The sequence below is a fragment of the Corynebacterium ciconiae DSM 44920 genome (genome assembly GCF_030440575.1).
Lineage (GTDB): Bacteria > Actinomycetota > Actinomycetes > Mycobacteriales > Mycobacteriaceae > Corynebacterium > Corynebacterium ciconiae.
The window spans coordinates 1,655,283-1,673,583 of record NZ_CP047189.1; the positions used below are offsets into that span (position 1 = coordinate 1,655,283).

12 protein-coding genes are annotated in these 18,301 nt (G+C 63.1%); 1 reads left to right on the forward strand and 11 read right to left on the reverse strand.

Annotated features, from left to right (window positions below; all coding sequences use genetic code 11):
* Window positions 1-45 precede the first annotated feature (45 nt).
* The 11 genes from ftsY to CCICO_RS07360 all read right to left on the reverse strand — a co-directional run bounded on the left by ftsY (window position 46) and on the right by CCICO_RS07360 (window position 16,854).
* Window positions 46-1,890 (reverse strand): signal recognition particle-docking protein FtsY, encoded by a 1,845-nt coding sequence (gene ftsY / locus CCICO_RS07310; RefSeq protein WP_018019129.1) that lies wholly within the window; start codon window positions 1,888-1,890, stop codon window positions 46-48.
* A gap of 57 nt (window positions 1,891-1,947) precedes the next feature.
* Window positions 1,948-5,460, reverse strand: coding sequence for a hypothetical protein (locus tag CCICO_RS07315; protein ID WP_018019130.1), 3,513 nt, complete (start codon window positions 5,458-5,460; stop codon window positions 1,948-1,950).
* A gap of 159 nt (window positions 5,461-5,619) precedes the next feature.
* Complete coding sequence (smc, locus tag CCICO_RS07320; protein ID WP_026161344.1) at window positions 5,620-9,132, reverse strand: chromosome segregation protein SMC; 3,513 nt, start codon at window positions 9,130-9,132, stop codon at window positions 5,620-5,622.
* A gap of 75 nt (window positions 9,133-9,207) precedes the next feature.
* On the reverse strand, window positions 9,208-9,501 hold the full coding sequence (locus tag CCICO_RS07325; RefSeq protein WP_040357463.1) for an acylphosphatase: 294 nt from the start codon (window positions 9,499-9,501) through the stop codon (window positions 9,208-9,210).
* Between the two features lie 59 nt (window positions 9,502-9,560).
* Window positions 9,561-11,027 carry an alanine/glycine:cation symporter family protein gene (locus CCICO_RS07330; RefSeq protein WP_018019133.1) on the reverse strand — a complete coding sequence of 489 codons (1,467 nt, stop codon included), beginning with the start codon at window positions 11,025-11,027 and terminating at the stop codon, window positions 9,561-9,563.
* A 60-nt stretch (window positions 11,028-11,087) separates the two neighbouring features.
* On the reverse strand, window positions 11,088-11,942 hold the full coding sequence (mutM, locus tag CCICO_RS07335; protein WP_018019134.1) for a bifunctional DNA-formamidopyrimidine glycosylase/DNA-(apurinic or apyrimidinic site) lyase: 855 nt from the start codon (window positions 11,940-11,942) through the stop codon (window positions 11,088-11,090).
* 2 nt (window positions 11,943-11,944) lie between these two features.
* Entirely contained in the window at window positions 11,945-12,727 is a 783-nt protein-coding gene (gene rnc, locus CCICO_RS07340) for a ribonuclease III (protein WP_018019135.1), read from the reverse strand.
* Window positions 12,724-13,275: a YceD family protein gene (locus tag CCICO_RS07345; RefSeq protein ID WP_018019136.1), complete on the reverse strand. Its 552-nt coding sequence runs from the start codon at window positions 13,273-13,275 to the stop codon at window positions 12,724-12,726. Before CCICO_RS07345 ends, rnc begins: the two co-directional genes overlap by 4 nt.
* Before the next feature lie 66 nt (window positions 13,276-13,341).
* A complete protein-coding gene (locus tag CCICO_RS07350; RefSeq protein WP_018019137.1) occupies window positions 13,342-14,082 on the reverse strand; it encodes a DivIVA domain-containing protein in 741 nt (246 codons plus the stop codon).
* 190 nt (window positions 14,083-14,272) lie between these two features.
* Complete coding sequence (gene gdhA, locus CCICO_RS07355; protein WP_018019138.1) at window positions 14,273-15,649, reverse strand: NADP-specific glutamate dehydrogenase; 1,377 nt, start codon at window positions 15,647-15,649, stop codon at window positions 14,273-14,275.
* 95 nt (window positions 15,650-15,744) lie between these two features.
* The gene (locus tag CCICO_RS07360) at window positions 15,745-16,854 is read right to left on the reverse strand and encodes an esterase/lipase family protein (protein WP_167540139.1); all 1,110 of its coding nucleotides are present in this window, start codon (window positions 16,852-16,854) and stop codon (window positions 15,745-15,747) included.
* A 332-nt stretch (window positions 16,855-17,186) separates the two neighbouring features.
* Between CCICO_RS07360 and CCICO_RS07365 the strand changes: the two genes are divergently transcribed.
* Window positions 17,187-18,296 (forward strand): glycerate kinase, encoded by a 1,110-nt coding sequence (locus tag CCICO_RS07365; protein WP_018019141.1) that lies wholly within the window; start codon window positions 17,187-17,189, stop codon window positions 18,294-18,296.
* Window positions 18,297-18,301: the final 5 nt, after the last annotated feature.

Below are 18,301 nucleotides of genomic sequence, written 5' to 3' on the forward strand. Positions count from 1 at the left end.
TCTGCACAGATAGGAGGCGGCGAGGCGGTAAAACGCGGGGGTAGCCTAGCCTAGGAGGGCGTCTACAAAGCTCTCAGGTTCGAAGGGGGCGAGATCATCGGCGCCCTCGCCCAAACCGACGAGTTTGACCGGCACGCCAAGCTCTTCCTGAACCTGGAATACGATGCCGCCCTTGGCAGTGCCATCGAGCTTGGTGAGCACCACACCGGAAATATCCACCACATCGCGGAAGGTGCGCGCCTGAATCAGCCCATTTTGGCCCACCGTGGCATCCAGCACCAGCAGCACTTCGTCTACTTCGGCCTTCTTCTCCACTACGCGCTTTACCTTGCCCAGCTGATCCATCAGCCCCTGGGAGGTATGCAAACGACCCGCGGTATCGACAAGCACCACATCGGTGTGCTGATCAATGCCCTGAGCCACGGCATCAAAGGCCACCGATGCCGGATCGGCGCCTTCCTTGCCGCGCACGGTGGTCGCCCCCACCCGGGTGCCCCAGGTCTCGAGCTGATCCGCGGCCGCAGCACGGAAGGTATCGGCAGCCCCGAGCACCACATTGTGCCCCATGGACACCAAGACGCGTGCCAGCTTGCCGGTAGTGGTGGTCTTGCCAGTGCCGTTGACCCCCACCACAAGCACCACCGCAGGCTTGCCCTCGTTCGGCATAGCCTTAATAGAGCGGTCCAGCTCCGGCTGGCAGGCCTCGATGAGCGTCTCGCGCAGCATAGCGCGGGCCTCGTCTTCACTAGAGACGCCACGTGCGGCGATCTTTTCCCGCAGATCGTCCACGATCTTCATCGTGGCGGTGGATCCGAGATCCGCCATAATCAGCGTGTCTTCGATCTCCTCCCACGCATCCTCATCCAGATCACCGGCGGACAAAATTCCGAGCACGGACTGTCCGATCACATTCTGCGAACGCGACAGCCGTCCACGCAGCTTGCCCAATCGCCCCTCAGCTGGGGCGATCTCGTCACGCTCCACCTCGGCCTCGCGTGGCTCCACCACAGCGGTCTCAGCAGATTGCTCAGCGGCAGCGGGCTTATCCGCGCCACCCTGCTGAATATCCTCCTGCTTGGCCAACTCCTCAGCCGCCTGCGGCTCCGGCTGCTCGAAGGTCTCAGACGAGGCCGACTGAGTGACGGGGGTGGCGCCATCAGTGACACTCGGAGCTAGGTCCTCTGCCTCGGCGGGCTCGGCACGCTCGGTGGCAGCGGACTCGGCGGCGTCGTGCTCAACCCGATCAATCTCGCCGTCTTCGACAGAAGTGATCTGCTCCTCGGCGATGCTAGGTTCAACCGTCTCCTCCGGTTCGGCAGCAACCTCGAGATCGGCGGCCGCATCGCCCGCCGCGTCGTGCTCAACCCGATCGACCTCGCCGTCTTCAATAGAGCTAATCTGCTCCTCTGCAGCGCTAGGCTCAAGCGACTGCTCCGGTTCCGGCTTGGCTGCCGGCTCGGGTTCTGCAGCCGGCTCGGGTTCTGCAGCGGGCGTGGCCTCTACCTTCGGATCGGCCGGCCCCACCGGCTCGGCTTTATCAACCGGCTTGGCCGGTTCCGGCTTCGGCGCTGCAGCGGGCGGGGTAGGCGCCGGCGCGGCTGGCGGCGTGGTGCTAGGGGGGTCGGTGTCGAGGCGCTGGCCGTTGAGAAGTTCTGGTTCCTTCTTCTTCGGACCAGATCCGCTACCGCCACCGGGAGCAAAGTTGAAGCCGCCCTGCACCTGATAGTTACCGGATTTCTCCTCGCGGGTGAGCTCCTTGGTCTGCTCTTCGGTTTTCTCGAAAGAGACAGTCTTGGATTGCTTGCGCTTCAAACCGATCACGATGAGTGCGATCAGCAGCAGCAGAACAACAACAACAACAACCGCGGCAATAATATAAGTGGTATTCATACCGTCAATCCTCAATATAGGGTGATGATCGGGTGATCCCCATCCACGTTAGTAGCTCTAGCTCGCCAGCGAAGGGTACTTTTCTGCCAGCACCATCGCCTCACTCGAAACCACATCGCCGGTGACCAGATCGGGCACCACGGTGGCCATTTCTGCCCAGCCGGGGCCTACCTCGTCCAGCAGCTTGGATTTACCCAGCATGTCGTGGGCGTGCATCCGTGCCGCCAGGGCGAAGATCATAGACACCACCGGCGCCAGCGCCCACAGATCCTGCGGGTTGTCGGTATCGACTCCGTCCAGCTTGTCGAAACGGATCCGGGCCGAGTTGTAGAGGCGCCGCTGGGCGCCCTTGATGCCGCGCATCAGCGTCAGTGCCGGCTTGATCAACTTGTGCCGCACCAAAATCTCCGACAGCTGCTCGCGATGCTTGAAGGTCTCGAACACCGCCAGCAAGCGGGTGGAATCCGCCATCATCGGCCCAGGCACGATCTCGGCCTGGGAGAAGAACATCTCCAGCAGCATCTCCTGCTGGGCGGGATCCATGTGCGCGATCTGCACCGTGGACCTATCGATGCAGGCGGTGTCCAAGGTGGCATCGCGACCGGTGCTCAAGGTCTCCACGAGACGTTTGCCAGCGGCCTCCTCGAGCTGCTTCATCACCGCGCGCAGCCGCTGCCGCGTTTCGGGAGTGATGGTCTCCTGCTCTAGCTCTGCAGCCAGCTCCGGCAGCCCTGCGAGCACGCTCAGCACACCGATCCAGGCATTGCGGTGAATTTCGGTGTCATCCACCGCGGCTGGGGCTGCGCCCTCTGTGCTGGACATGGGGGTGGCTACCAAACCGGAGGACACCACACATCCAGGCTGCAGCTCGCTCGGCACCAACGAGGACGCGAGCCCCGACAGAGCCTGCTGCGGGTGGGTGTGCACCACCGCGGTGATCGCCCGCCGCATGGGGGTGTCCGCCTTGTCCTCAGAGGCGAGGAAGTCCCAGAGCATCGGCATGATCGCCGGATCATCAGGAGCCGAGTCGGACTCTCCCGCGAGAAACGCCGAAAACTCGGTGAAGCCCGTAGAGCCGCTGCGGTAGTAGCCCGGTTGGGAGATGTTAAACGCCGATTCGGCTGGGGTGCGCGCAGGGCGCTGGATGCTGTAAGGATCCGAGGAGAAAAGCTGCACGGCCACATCTCCAGCGCCACGAAACGCCTCCGGTAGCGGAGTCTCGGCACTGACCTCGGCGATGGTGCGGGCCAAGGCCCACGGCGCGGTCAGTGGCCAGATCCATGCGCCCACTCGGTGATCACTGGGCAGGTCGGAGAAGTGCAGGGTATCGTCGACAAGCTCAACCCCAGAAGTCAAGGGCTCAGGGTTGATATCGGCAAGCCCGACGGAGACCTTGCGGTTGACGGCCTTATCCACCCACTCCAGATCCATGCGGCCGGCGGGCATCGCATTCATGGAACCCACCAGGCGCGACATATCGGCGCCAAAGGTGTAGTCATCGATGCGCGTCATCTTCGCGGTACGCAAAGGGGTGCCGTGGTGATTTCGCACCGAGATACTCGGCTGGCTCACTCCTCCGCCAGCCGGCACACGCAAGCGCACCATGCCACTCGGGTTGAACTCGCCCGGCTGTACGCGCGCACGGGTAGTGCGCCATGACGCCGGCTGGGTGCTCAACGGCAGCTCGAAGAGCAGCCGCGGCGGGGTGAAGCGCAGCGGCAGCTGATCGCCTTCCTCGGTGGTGATGGCGAAGTCCATGCCCGGCGCATCGGGGGCCACCTCCACCCGCTTCGGCACTACCTCGAAGGGCTTCTCGCCGTGCGCGATACGCAGGGCTGCAGGCGATAGCCCGCCCTGAGCTGGGATACGGAAGGTCAGGCTACCGCCAGCCACCTCGGTCTGGGTGTGCAGTCCTTCGACCAACGCGCACTCGTGGCGGAAGGACTCGTTGCGCGGTCCGCGCAGCCGAATGAGGTACTCCCCCACCCACGGCGACTCCCACGCAGAGGGATCGAAAATATCGAATACCCCGCCCTCGGCGGGAACCTCCAGAGGCTCGGCAGGGGCCACCTCCATGCCCTCCTCACCAATACCAGCAAAGGCGGAAACGGTGAGATACCAGGTTTCGGCCTGACCCGAGACCGTGGGCGGGAACTCCGCCAGCAAGGATTCCGAGTGCACGGGCAGCCCACTGGTGGTGCGCACGCAGGCGGCGGCCGGCGAGGGATCTCGGAAGATCACGCGCTGGCGGGCATCCACGCAGCGTACGTTCTGCTCGCCGGCCTCGCCACGATCGATCTTCAAGCTCGCAGCCTCGGAGGTGTCGACGCGCACGCACTGCCATTTATCCCATCCCTCGACAGCGACGGTGTCGATGATTGGCAGCTCGCGCCCGGCGACCACGTCCACTACCTGGGCGTCATTCGGGCACACCACGCACAGCTCCGGGTAGTGCAGCGAGGCCTTGTCGGTGACATTCGCCCCCTTCGGGGTGAAGATCAGGGCCGGATCATCGGAGGCGACCACCGGTACCACCCAGTTCAAGGCGGTGGTGACATCGTGTACGTTGATCTCGCGGGTCTGATGCTCCACCGCAATGTCGAGCGCCTCAGAATAGGGGCGCTGCTCGCCCCAAGGGCGCCCCGTGCGATAGACGGTGGTGGTGCCGTCGACCGACACCCGCCACTGGATTTCCTCGTTGGGCTGGTTCACCACTTTCTGCTCCGGCAGACGCAGACACACCTTGCGGCGGGCGGCGTTCCACACGATGCGCGGCCGCAGCTCCCGGGTGCCCACGCCCACAGCATGCTGGCGATCCTCGGTGCCCACGGGGCGCTCTCGAAGTTCTGCGATCACATGCTCTGCCACCGGCTGCGGCATTGCCGGGTGGGGCCACTCCTCGCTGCGCACCCGCCAGGTCGCCCCTTGAGAGGCGGTGAACTGGCGGAAAGCCTCGACCGATGCGAGCACGTCGCTGAGCAGCTCGGGTGCCGCCTGGGCCACCGCGGCGGTCACGTCCAGCTCCTCGGACTCCGCCAGTGCAGCTACATCCACTGCGCCATCGTGGGCGTCAAGGAGCTCTAGCAATCCAGGGATCTCGGCGGCGGTGACACCCACATGCGCAGCCAGCACCAGCACCGGGGTGTCGGCCATGCCCTCGGGCACGGCCGTGTCGGTGGCGGCAATCACCCGGCGCGCCGCGGCATCGGCTGCACTGACCATCTCTGCGGTCGTGGGCAATGCCATGCCGGAGAGATATTCGATGAAGAAGCTCTCTACATCGATCATCTTGGAGGCGCGGTTGAGCAGGGTGGCCAGCGCCAGGTTCGGGGAGGAGACCATCAGCTCCTCTAGCTGGGCACCATCTGCTAGCTGACGAGAGAGAAACGCCCCGTAGAAACGCTCGATGCGCTCCAGAGAATCCGAGCTCAAAGCCCGGATGGGAAAGGTGGGGGTGTGTTCGAACTCCTGCTTCATTTCCAGCTCGGTGCGGAATGCCCACCCGAGTAGAAATTCCGTGGAGGAGGAATCGGCGGCTGTGTTGGTCCTGCTACCGGCGCCGGTGCTCATGAGTTGGTGTGGTCCCCTTCTACTGCTGTGTTCATATACTGTGCGGTATTTACACGCAGCGCGTGGCATTGTCCGCGCTAAGAGTCTTAGCGTAGTCCACCGCCGTGGGCGCTTCAGCACGGCTCCCGCTTGCCCGTGTGGCAGGCTCGCTCACCGCGGCTACTCGGTGGGTTGGGCGACCGCGGGGTCAACGCTGCGTGGCTCGCTGTGCGGGCTCATGCGCTGCGACAGCACCTGGGTGACACCATCGCCGCGCATGGTCACGCCATAGAGCACGTTGGCGATATCCATGGTGGGTTTTTGGTGGGTGATCACGATCAGCTGCGAGGTTTCACGCAAGTCTTCGAACAGCGCGATGAGGCGCCGGAGGTTGACGTCGTCAAGCGCAGCCTCGACCTCGTCCATGACATAGAAGGGCGAGGGGCGGGCTTTGAAGATCGCCACGAGCAGTGCCACCGCGGTGAGTGATTTCTCGCCGCCGGAGAGCAGCGAGAGTCGCTTGACGCGTTTGCCCGGCGGGCGGGCCTCCACATCGATGCCCGTGCCCAGCATGTCGGCGGGGTTGGTCAGCAGCAGCCGCCCCTCACCACCGGGAAAGAGGGTGGCAAATACCTTGGGAAACTCCGCCTCCACGTCTTTCCACGCCTCGGTGAACAGGGTGAGGATCTGATCATCCACCGAGTCGATCACATCTTCCAGATCGGTGCGGGCCTGCTCCACATCGTCCAGCTGCGAGCTGAGGTAATCGTAGCGCTCCTCCAAGGCCTTGTATTCCTCCAGCGCCAAGGGGTTGACCTTACCCAGCGCGGCCAGCTGTTTTTCGGCCTGCTTGAGCTCCCTAGTGGTGGCTGCACGATCGAAACTAGGCTCTGGGGCGTACTCGCTGCGCAGTATCTCAGCATCGAGCCCAGTTTGTTCGCTGAGCTTGGCGACGCTTTCCTCCAGCCGCACCCGCGCCGTGGACAAAGCCATCTCGGCCTCATGCCGAGCATCGCCGAGGCGAGTGGCATTCTGGGTGGCTGCCGATAGCTGATCGCGCACCCGGCGGGCGCTGCTTACCACGGACGCTTTGCGCTGTTCTAGTTCCTCACGCTGGGCGGCCACAGATTCCCGAGCCGCAGCTACCCGAGTGCTCATGCGCTCACTGAGCTGCGCCACAGCGGCGGCCACCCGAGTGTCGTGCTGACGCTTTTTCACTCGCGCCTCGTGCTGGGTGCGCTGCTGCTCAGCCTGCATGGCCTGGGACTTCAACGCCGCTGCCCGCCCGAGCGCAGCATTTTCCCGCTGCTCGAGTTGAGCAAGGCGCAGCCGAGCCTCGGTGTCCATAGAACGCAGCTGTTCCACGTGCGCAGCCAAGCTGTCCGTGTCGGAGGTGGAGATTTCTGCTGGGCTGTCTTCATCCTCAGCGGAGGCGAGAAGCTCCGAGACGGTGCGGTACTCCTCGCGTGCCTGCTCCACCTCAGTGGCGGCCCGATCCAGCTGCTCGAGGAGCCGTTGATGCTCCCGCTGCTGGTTGTCGGTAGCCTTAATCAACCGGTCCACCTCGGCCGCCTTGGTTTTATCCACGGCGTCGAACTCGCGCAGCGCAGCGGTGGTGGCGGCCACATTGACTCGGGCATCCTCCGCTGCCTTCTTGGTGCCGGATAGGGTGCCGGCCATGTCATCGCGGCGGCGCACAAGGCTGGCCAGACGAGCCTCGGTGTCACTGATTTGTTGGGCGATCTCCACACTGCTCGTGCCGATCGCTTCCCCATCACCGTGGCCACTTTCGGTGATGATCCAGCCATGCCCCATGACCGCCCCAGCGGGGGTGACTGCACGCAGCCGCGGATCGGCTTCCACCACGGCGCGCCCGGCGGCGCTATCTGGCACAATCACCACATCCACCAGCATCCGCGTCAGCGCCGAGGACACCTCCGGCGCAAGCTCTAGCTCATCGAGAAGCCAAGGATGCCCGCCGGTATCGGCATCAAGACGCCACGGCTCGGAGGTACCGGTAGCAATAAAGGCCGTCGCTTCCGTGTTGTCCTCGGCCAACCGAGACTGCAGCTGGGCATCGGGCAGCGCGCCCACCCAAGCCTCAGCGTGGGTGCCGAGGGCTGCCGCCAGCGCCGGGGCATAGGCGGTATCGACTCGCACGTGCTCAGCAAGCTGGCTGTAATCGGCGGCAACATCCTTGGCCAGTGAGGCCCGCGGACGCTGCTGGCGCAGCACCTCCACCTTGGATTCAAGCCGAGAGATCGCTACATCCAGCTCGCGGTGCTCGGCGCTGACCTCCTCAAGGCGCTGCTCCGCCGCTTCGGCTTCGCTGCGGGCGTGGCGGGCATCATCAACCAGCGGGGCGCGCTGCGCGGTGGTGCTTTGCAGCGTCTTTTTCGCCTGCGCCAGTTGCCCTTCAAGTTCGTGCAGGCTGGCACCGGCCTGGCGCACCTGCTCCTGCCGTTCGGCTACGCGCCGTTCGGCGGCAGCAATGGTCTTTTCCGCGCTATCGACGCGCTCTCCCAGCCGGGCCACCCCAGCCTGGTGATCAGCGATCGCTGCGATGCGCCGGCGATGTTCACGCTCTGCCCGCTCGTAGTTCTCCCGCGCCGTGTCCAGCTCAGCGGAGACCTCCTCCAACTGGGCTGCAGCCATCTCCTTTTCTTCCGAGAGCTCATACGCCTCTTCCTCTGCCAGCTCGGCCTTCTCCCGCAGCTGGGCCGCATCAGGGCCCTGATAGGCCTCCTCCGCCGCGCGGCTGGTGCGTTCCCGCGCGATACGAAGGGTGGCATCCACCCGCTCGGCGAGGGAGGACAGCTCGAACCACAGATTGTGCGCCTGCTCCAGCTGCGGGGTGACCTCCTCCACTGCGGCCTCCCAATCGGCGGCGCTGGCCTGCAGCTCGTCGAGCTCCGCGCGGGCGCGGGCATGCGCATCGATGGCTCGGCGATGCTGCAGCTCGGCATCAGCGCAGGCGCCGTCACGACGGGTAAGGGTATCGCCGGCCAGCAGGAGACGATTGTGGCGCACGCGGGCCTGCACGGAGGCGGCCTTTTGTGCTGCCTCCGCTTGACGGGCCAAGGGAGTGAGTTGCTTACCCAGTTCGTCTGTGAGGTCACGCAAACGATCTAGGTTTGCTTGCATCCCTACGAGCTTGCGCTGCGCTTTTTCTTTGCGTCGGCGGTGCTTGAGCACGCCAGCGGCTTCTTCAATATAGGAACGCCGCTCCTCAGGCCGAGATTCCAAGATTTCAGCGAGCTTGCCTTGGCCGACAATGATGTGCATTTCCTTGCCAATGCCGGAATCGCTGAGCAGCTCTTGGATATCCATCAACCGGGCGCGAGAGCCGTTGATTTCGTATTCGGAGGCGCCGTCGCGAAACATGCGGCGGGTGATGGAGACTTCGGTGTAGTCGATCGAAATCGCCCCATCGGAGTTATCGATCGTGAGCGTTACCTCGGCGCGGCCCAGTGGTTTACGCCCACCCGCCCCAGCGAAGATGACATCATCCATCTTTCCGCCGCGCAGGCTTTTGGCGCCCTGCTCACCCATCACCCAGGCCAAAGCATCAACCACATTGGACTTGCCGGAGCCATTCGGGCCCACGACAGCACAAATGCCGGGCTCGAATTTCATGGTGGTAGCGCTGGCGAAGGACTTAAACCCCTTCATAGTCAGCGACTTCAAATACACCTTGAATTCCTCCCGGCATGGCCCACCCCACGCAGGCGCGGGCTGGGTCTATGTGCGTTGATCACCGCACAGATTTTAGCTGGTGTGAAAACCACTCGCCCCGCGCGGGTCGGTGTACTGCGGGATCACCGTCTCCACCGAGCCTGGCCGAGTGTGGGTGCTCGGTTGCTCGCTGAGCCGCTGCAGTAACTCGGCCACGGCCTGCCGGGAACCTTCAGCCACCACACACACTCGACCATCCACCATGTTCTTCGCATACCCGGCGATGTCGAGTTCTTTGGCTTGTTGCAGTGTCCACCAGCGAAATCCCACGCCTTGAACGTGTCCATGCACCCAGGCGGTCATCCTGACCTGCCCCGTGTCCGCCATGTTTTCAGGCGAAGGTTCGGGCTGATTCCTCTGTTGTGCAGGCTCTGAAGTGCGGCCGCTCATGTCTTAGAAATCCTTTGCTTTTCTTCCCGCCACGTCAGCGGATCGGAGCCATCCCAGCACTCCATGCCATCCCAGCCGCGCAGCCCAGGAACATCATCGCGGTGGAACACCGGATTGTGCCCCTTGGCCCGCTGTTCGGAAAAGTTCTTCAGCACAGCCACAGCCACCCCGCCGAGCGGGATGATCACGATCAAGTTGATCGTGGCCATGATGCCAGAGAACACATCGGCCAGCGACCACACCAGCGGCACCGTGCCCAGAGCACCGCCGAATACGCACAGGCCCACCAGCACTCGGTAGATGGTTAGCGCGCTGCGCGAGCGAGTGAGGAACTCGATATTGGACTGGCCATAGTAGTAGTTACCGATCACCGAGGAGAACGCCAAGAAGATAATGACCACGGTGAGGAAGTGAATGCCCCACGCGCCGACGGTGGAGGCCAGCGCGGTTTGGGTGAGCTCGATACCGCCATCGCTGGAGACATAATCGCCGTGGGCGAGCAGAATGATGAAGGCGGTGATGGTGCACACCACGAGGGTGTCAAAGTAAACGCCCAGGGTCTGGATCAGACCCTGCTTGGCTGGGTGCGAGACGCTGGCGGTGGCGGCGGCGTTGGGCACCGAACCCATACCGGCCTCGTTAGAAAACAGCCCGCGCTGTACACCCTTCATGATCACCGCACCCAAGGTGGCGCCGGCGAACTCGCGGATGCCGAAAGCATTGAGCACAATGTCTTCCAGCATGCGCGGCACCTCGGTGATGTTGAGAGCCACCACGATGAAACCGATGAGAATGTAGGCCACGGCGATAATCGGCACAACCACCTGGGTGAAACCGCCGATGCGGCGAATACCGCCAAAGATCACCACATAGGTGGCCACGGCCATCAGGGCACCAATGATCATCTTGGTGGTCGTGGTGTCCATATCAAAGGACAGGCTCACGGCAGCCGCAATGGAATTGGACTGCACCGCGTTGAACACGAACCCGTACGTGGCCACAATGGCAAACACGTACACCAGCGCTAGCCAGCGGGCGTTGAAGGCCTTCGTGATGTAGTAGGCCGGACCACCGCGGTAGGAATCCTCATCGCGCACCTTATATACCTGCGCCAAGGTGGACTCTACGAAGGCGGTGGCTCCACCGAGCAGCGCAAACAGCCACATCCAAAACACCGCGCCCGGCCCGCCGGTGGCGATCGCGATGGCCACGCCCACCACATTGCCGGTGCCTACGCGCGAGGCTGCGGAAATGGTGAAGGCCTTAAAGGCCGATACACCCTGTTTTCCCTCCGAGATATCAGAGGGCTTCTCGGTGATGGACTTGAACATCTCCGGCACGTAGCGAAGCTGCACCACTGCGGTGCGGACACCGAAGTACACGCCGGCGAACACGAGAAGGGCGATGACGAGGTACCAGAAGTACTCATTAAAAGCGTCAATCGCAGCAGTTAAGGATTCCATGAGGAAAAATATACCGCCGTACACGGACACGACCTAAAGTAACGCGGCTCACTCACGTGATCAGTGCTGGCAGCGGGCACAAAAATAGGTAGAGCGCCCCACCACGGTCCGCCGCTGTATCGGGGTACCGCAGCGCGCGCAGGGCCGTCCGGCCTGACCATAGGCATTGAGCGAACGCGAGAAATAGCCCGAGCTGCCATTGACGTTCACGTAGAGATCATCGAAGCTGGTTCCACCCTGGGCTAGGGCGCGGGTCATCACCTGCTGCCCTTCCTCTAACAGGGTGAGCAGCCGCGCCGCGCTGATGCGTGCCGCCGCACGGGTGGCTGATATTCGCGCCGCCCAGAGCATCTCATCGGCATAGATATTGCCTATGCCCGAAACGATATTTTGCTCCAACAACAGCGCCTTGATCGGCCGCGAGCGCTGCTTCCACGCCTGCGCCACCTCCGGCAGGCAGGCGAGCGGATCGAGCAGATCACGGGCGATATGGCTTATCGACGCCGGGATCTGCTGGCCCATCTCCCCCACCGGAATGAGATCATCACGGCGCCAATAGCCGAATGTGCGCTGGTCAATAAACCACACGCTTAGGCCATCATCCAGCAGCAATCGGGCGCGAAGATGCGGATGGGACTCGTGGGCGTGCGGATCAGTACTCAACAGCATCTGCCCAGACATGCCGAGGTGGATGACCACGGCCTCAGCCTCATCGAGACGCAACCACATAAACTTGCCGCGCCGCGATACCGCCTGAATCTGACGGTGTCGCAACCGGGCGGCAAAGGAATCCAGCGAATCCTCATTGTGACGGATGGCGCGCGGATGCAGAATGCGGGCGTCAACGATGCAGCGCTGTTCTAAGCGCGGGGCCAGACCGGCGCGCACCACCTCTACCTCAGGTAGTTCTGGCATCGTTATGGCTGCTGCACGACCGCAGGGTCGAAGAGCGGCAAGTTTTCCCACTGCCGCTCGAGAGCGGGCACGCCCTCGCGGGCCGCCTGTTGTTCAGCAGACTTCTTATTCGGCCCCTCACCGGTGCCTACCAGGCGGTCGTCGATCACGGCATAGGCGGTGAAGTGGCGCTGGTGATCGGGGCCGACGGCAGTGCAGTGATACACCGGTGCCGGGCGTTTGTTCTCGGCTGCGCGCTCTTGCAGTGCTGTCTTGTAATCCACGTGCAGCCCCGTGCTGCGGGCGGTTTCGATTTTGTGGCCGAACAGGGTAAGCACCACCTGTTCGGCCACGGCGAAACCGTGCTCGATATAGATCGCACCCAGCAGGGCCTCGGTGGTATCGGCCAGAATGGAATCCTTATTGGCGCCATCGGTCATCAGCTCGCCCTTGCCCAGCAGAATGTGCGGGCCGAGGTTGATTTCGCGGGCGATGTCCGCCAAGCCATAGCGCGAGACAATCGAGGCCCGCATCTTCGAGATATCGGACTCGGGACTGTGCGGATAGTTGTGATACAGCCTGGTGGCCACGGACAGCCCGAGCACGGCGTCGCCAAGAAACTCTAGGCGCTCGTTATTGGGCAGGTGCTCGTGCTCATTGGCAAAAGACCGGTGCGTGAGTGCGAGCTTCAGCCCCTCATCGGAGAGCTCCACGCCCAGCGCCTGCAGAAGCGGTGCGTGATCCACCTCGTGGAAGCGCTGCTCCCACGCCTTTTCGCGGGGAATGCGTTGTTTGCGTCGACTCACTGAAACTTCTCCAATCCTGCCCACCGGGGATCAATACGCTCGTCATCCTCCTCACCCGAGACCCCATCCGGGGCGGGCACCGTATCGTAGACGCACTCATCGCCGTAGTCCTCACAGGTGGGGCTAAACGGCAACTCGAGCCCCACCGTGGTGGTGAGGGCATCAAGCAGATCGACGCGACCTTGGTTGATACGGCCGATTGCATCCTGCAGCTCATCGGCTGCGTCCTCGTCATCCTCAGCGGCGTCATCGGTGATGAAGTCGGTGGACTCGGAGTACACCTGAGAGATACGGAAATCGCGCTGCACCCGCAGCGGCTCGAGACACCGCGCGCACTGCCCGCTCAACGTGGCGTGCACGGTGGCATCGACCATCACGGCATCACCAAGCGGGGCGAGCGTGGCGTCCACGCCGAGCTCGGAGCCCTGATCAATAGCAATAAGTTCGAGCCCGATGCGCTCAGGCGCGGGGCCGCTAGTGGAGCGGTAGTCCGTATTCGCCGAGGGCGAAAGCAGATGTGCTACATCGAATATCAGCGGTGATGTCATGCACTCTAGACTACGTTGCTTGCCCCGCGCGGGCGAAAGCACCTCCGCTGTAGAGGCGGATAAGACTTAGAGATCCTCGCCGTAGTCGTAGCGCTGGCCTTCGCTGGAACGGCCGCTTCCGACCGCACCGGCGCCGCGTCGCAAAGCGGTGCGATCCCGGGACACTACCCGCAGGGTTGCATTGAGACTGTCTTCGAACTCAGCCAGCTTGGCATCCACATAGTCATCGCACTCGGCGCGCAGACGATTAGAGTCCGCGTGAGCCGTATCCACCACACGGTGAGCTTCCTCGTTGGCGCGGCGCACCACCTCAGACTCAGACACCAGGCGCTGCTGCTCGGCCAGACCTTCAGACACAGAGCGGTCATAGGAATCATTACCCTGGGCCACCAACCGCTCAGCCTCAGCTTCAGCGCGGTCGATACGATCATCCGCCTCGCGGCGAGCATCATCGGTCACCCGCTTGGCCTCATCCTCGGCCTCCGCCACCAGCCGGTGCGCCCGATCCTGCGCATTCGAGACCATCGCCTCGGAATCGCGATGAGCAGTATCCATAATCTCGTTGGCATCGGCCTGCGCCTCGCCCACGATGCTATCTGCCTTCGCGTTGGCGTCATGCAGAATCTCGTCACGCTTGTCCAGCACATCCTGGGCATCGTCGATTTCTACTGGTAGGGCGTTGCGGAGCTCGTCGAGAAGCATGAGCATATCGTTGCGCGGCACCATGCAGTTGGGGGTCATGGGCACGCCATAGGCCTGCTCCACTGTTTGGACCATTTCATCAAGGGTTTCAAAGACGCGATACATGGCCCACACTCTACCGCGCCGCAGCGGCCGCGGGGTGGAATGACATGGGCGTATAGGCCTGAAGAAAACAGCCCTACGCTCACCTTCTCTTCCACACAAGACGCAAAAGAACACCCTCCCTTAAGGCCACGAGGGCCAGATAGGGAGGGTGTTCGAATGGAAGTCGGAGTTTAGCCGAAAGCGCGAAGGACTAGATCACGCCCTGGGCCAGCATGGCGTCGGCAACCTTCTTGAAGCCGGCAATGTTGGCGCCGATGACGTAGTCGCCCTCGTGGCCGTACTCGGCGGCGGTGCGCTCGCAGGCACGGAAGATGTTGCGCATGATCACGTGCAGGCGCTCGTCGGTGTACTCGAAGGACCAAGAGTCGCGGGAAGCGTTCTGCTGCATCTCCAGAGCGGAGGTGGCAACACCACCGGCGTTGGCAGCCTTACCGGGACCGAAGGCGATCTTGTTCTTGCGGAAGACCTCGACAGCCTCAGCGGTGGAGGGCATGTTTGCACCCTCAGCAACATACTTGCAGCCGGTGTCGACGAGCTTCTGGGCGTGCTCGCCGTCCAGCTCGTTCTGGGTGGCGCACGGCAGGGCCACATCGCACTCGAGATCCCAGATGGAACCCTCGGAGTGGTAGGTAGCGCCCTCGACCTCGTCGGCATAAGCCGAGATGCGGTCGCGGCGGACCTCCTTGATCTCCTTCAGCTTCTCCAAGTCGATGCCGTCCGGGGTGTGGATCCAACCCTGGGAGTCGGAGCAGCCGATCACCACGGCGCCGAACTCTTGAGCCTTCTCGATGGCGTAGATGGCCACGTTACCGGAACCGGACACGATCACCTTGGCGCCGTTGAGGGACTTGCCGTCGGCAGCCATCATTTCCTTGGTGAAGTACACCAGGCCGTAACCGGTGGCCTCGGTACGCACCAGGGAGCCGCCCCACTCGAGGCCCTTACCGGTAAGGGTGCCGGACTCGTGCTGGTTGGCCAGACGACGGTACTGACCGAAAAGGTAGCCGATCTCGCGGCCGCCGACTCCGATGTCACCGGCGGGGACGTCGCGGTACTCACCGATGTGGCGGTGCAGCTCCGTCATGAAGGACTGGCAGAAGCGCATGATCTCGGCGTCAGACTTGCCCTTGGGGTCGAAGTCGGAGCCACCCTTGCCGCCGCCGATGGGCAGGCCGGTGAGCGAGTTCTTGAAGATCTGCTCGAAGCCGAGGAACTTGATGATGCCCAGGTTCACGCTGGGGTGGAAGCGCAGGCCACCCTTGTAGGGGCCGAGTGCGGAGTTGAACTGCACACGGAAGCCACGGTTGACCTGAACCTCGCCCTGGTCGTCGACCCACGGCACACGGAAGATCAGCTGACGCTCCGGCTCACAGAGGCGCTGAATGAGGCCGTAGTCGGCGTAGTGCGGGTCGTTTTCGAGGACGATCTTGAGGGATTCCAGAACCTCAAGCACGGCCTGGTGGAACTCGGGTTCGCCGGCGTTACGCTGACACAGGCGGTTGTAGTACTCCGAGATCTGTGCGTCGACAGACTGCACTTCATCATTCTTAGTGGCGATATCCGTCATGGTTCTCCAATCCAATGTCCCTCGTGAACTCGAGGGATGAATTTCTATCGTCTTACCGATATCTAGTCTCTTGGTCGGGGGTGGCGAGACGCAAATCAGCTTCGTGTTACGTACGTCACAGGCCGATCGTGTGGCGCATCACCCCGCATTTTCCGCAGGTTGTCCACCACAATAAGTTCTGGCATGTCGAAGCCCAGTGGAACCGGACGGCACGTAACGTCCCCCCAATCACCCCCGTCTTGCCAATTGTCCAATAGGTTTAACACCGCGCTCATGACGGTCGGATTGTAGGGAGAATACATATGGCCGCCCAGATTATGTGGACATACATCTTGCACCACGAGGTTCTGCGCCATGGGCCCATGAATTGATTGCACATCCACATCCCAGATCATCTCGTCCACCCGCGTGGCGATGGTGGTGTAGCGCGGACCTGGCACCGTCTCTGCCGGGGTATTCTGCGCTTCAATGGCCCGCGATCCCCGCAACAGCTGCTGCAGGCTCGGCTGCAGCAGGCGATCAATGCCCGCACTCAGCCCCTCGGCCACTGTTGCGCGCATCTCCACGGAACCAGACTGCGATGTAGCCTGTTCGGCCGCGCGGTCCTTCAGATGATCCACCACGGAGCCAAGATGCGCCGGCCCGCCGCCGCGGGTGGGCGAGGCGATACCGATCCAGCTGCGGGTGAGTTTTCCGCGATCGATCGCATTGACCCACATGCGCCCCACCGAGGCGCCCTGGGAAAAACCAATCACGTGCACCCCCGTGGCCCCAGAGGTAGCCACCGCCGCACGTACCAGCTCGTCCACCTGTGCTGCGGAATCCTCGAGCGGGAGGTAGCCAAAGCCTTTCTCCGGATCCGCGCCCTGGCCGTAGTCCAAGCCAAACACACACCATCCAGCATCAACGAGCCGAGGCGCAAGCTCCGCGTAATCGCCATAGAAGGTGGAATCGGTGCCGTGCAGCATAATCACCGCCTCGCTGCGCTCAGGGCTCACCCGGCAGGTGGGATCATTGGTCCCCGCCGGCTTCAGTGGCGCATCTTGGGCGTGGGCCATTACCCTTTTCGCTTCCGAGGCTCGGGCCACTCGCGGGCCATCTACGCCCGTCGCCTCGATCTCCGGTGCAACTGAAGGCTCCGGCGCCTCCGAGAAGGCCTGCGCCGCAAGCGATGGCGACGCGGCGGGAATCTGCGCGCGTGCCATTGGCGGTGCTCCCAGCGCCGCACCATAAAAGACAAGCGCCGCCGCCGCTGCACCAGCGCCGAGCGTGCGCCACAAAAGATGTCTGCCCCTTCGGCCCTGACACGCATCACTTTCGTGCAGTCGTCGCCTCATGGCGGGGTGGTAGCGTCTACTGCCCTGCTGTGTTCTCACACGCACTCCTTGCTTGAAATAAAACCTCACTCGGTGCCGCCACCCGCACGACTGGCATGATCGGCGGCCCTGCTGAGCTCAGTTTATCGGCGCCGCAGCTGGCCCAGCACTCGATTGTGCGAGAAAAAAGCCTGCGGCTGCGAGTTATAGACTGAGTAGCTATGACTGTTCGCCCGATGACGTTCGTTCTCGCCCCCGATTCCTTTAAAGGCACCGCCACCGCACACCAGGCATGCGAGTTCCTCAGTGCCGGCATCTGCGAGGTGCTGCCCGATGCCACCATCATTGATGCCCCCATGGCCGACGGCGGCGAAGGCACCTCCAGCCTCTTTGCCGGCAGCAGCGTCACCCTGCCCACCACTTCCGCCGATGGCATGCTTATCGACGCCACCTACACCTTCATTCCCGCCCACGATAAGGAGCCGGCCACCGCGGTGATCGACGTGGCCGCGGCCTCGGGACTGCCGGGAGTGGGCGATAAGCACAGCCCCTTGACCTCGGACACATTCGGCACCGGTGTGCTCATCGCCGATGCGGTGGAACGCGGGGCACAGCGGATCGTGCTGGGCCTGGGTGGTAGCGCCACCGTTGATGGCGGCACGGGCATCCTCGTTGCGCTCGGAGCCACGCCCATGGATCACCGCGGCTATATGCTGCGTCAAGGCGGCGGGGAGCTGCGCAATCTCGATTTCATTGATACCGCCCAGCTCAATGTGAAGGCCGCCGCAGTGGAGTGGGTGCTGCTGGCTGATGTCACCAACCCCGCCACCGGTCCGAAGGGTGCCGCAGCTGTGTTCGGACCGCAAAAAGGAGCCAGCGCCGAGGACGTAGACATCCTCGATGCCGGTATTTCTCGGCTCTGTACTGTCTGCGACATCAACCCCACCACCGCCGGATTCGGGGCGGCTGGGGCAATTCCCGTGGGACTGAGCTGGCTATCACGTCTCATCCATGGCACAGATAGCCAGATCCAGCTTCAGCCCGGCGCGCCGTTTCTTGCCGCGCAGCATCGTTTGGCTGAGTCCATTGCGGCTGCCGATGTGGTGGTCACTGGCGAGGGGCGGGTGGATGAGACCTCCTTCGGCGGCAAAGTGGTCGGGTGTGTCACCGAGCTGGCCGCAACGGCCGATACCACCGCGGTGGTGGTATGCGGCAGCTATGAGGCCACTCAGCACCCCACGGAAGTCTATGAGCTCGCACCAGATATGGAGGTCGCTGAGCAGATGCGTGCGGCTGGGCGTGAGCTAGCGCGCACATATATGCAGGGCTAGCTGGG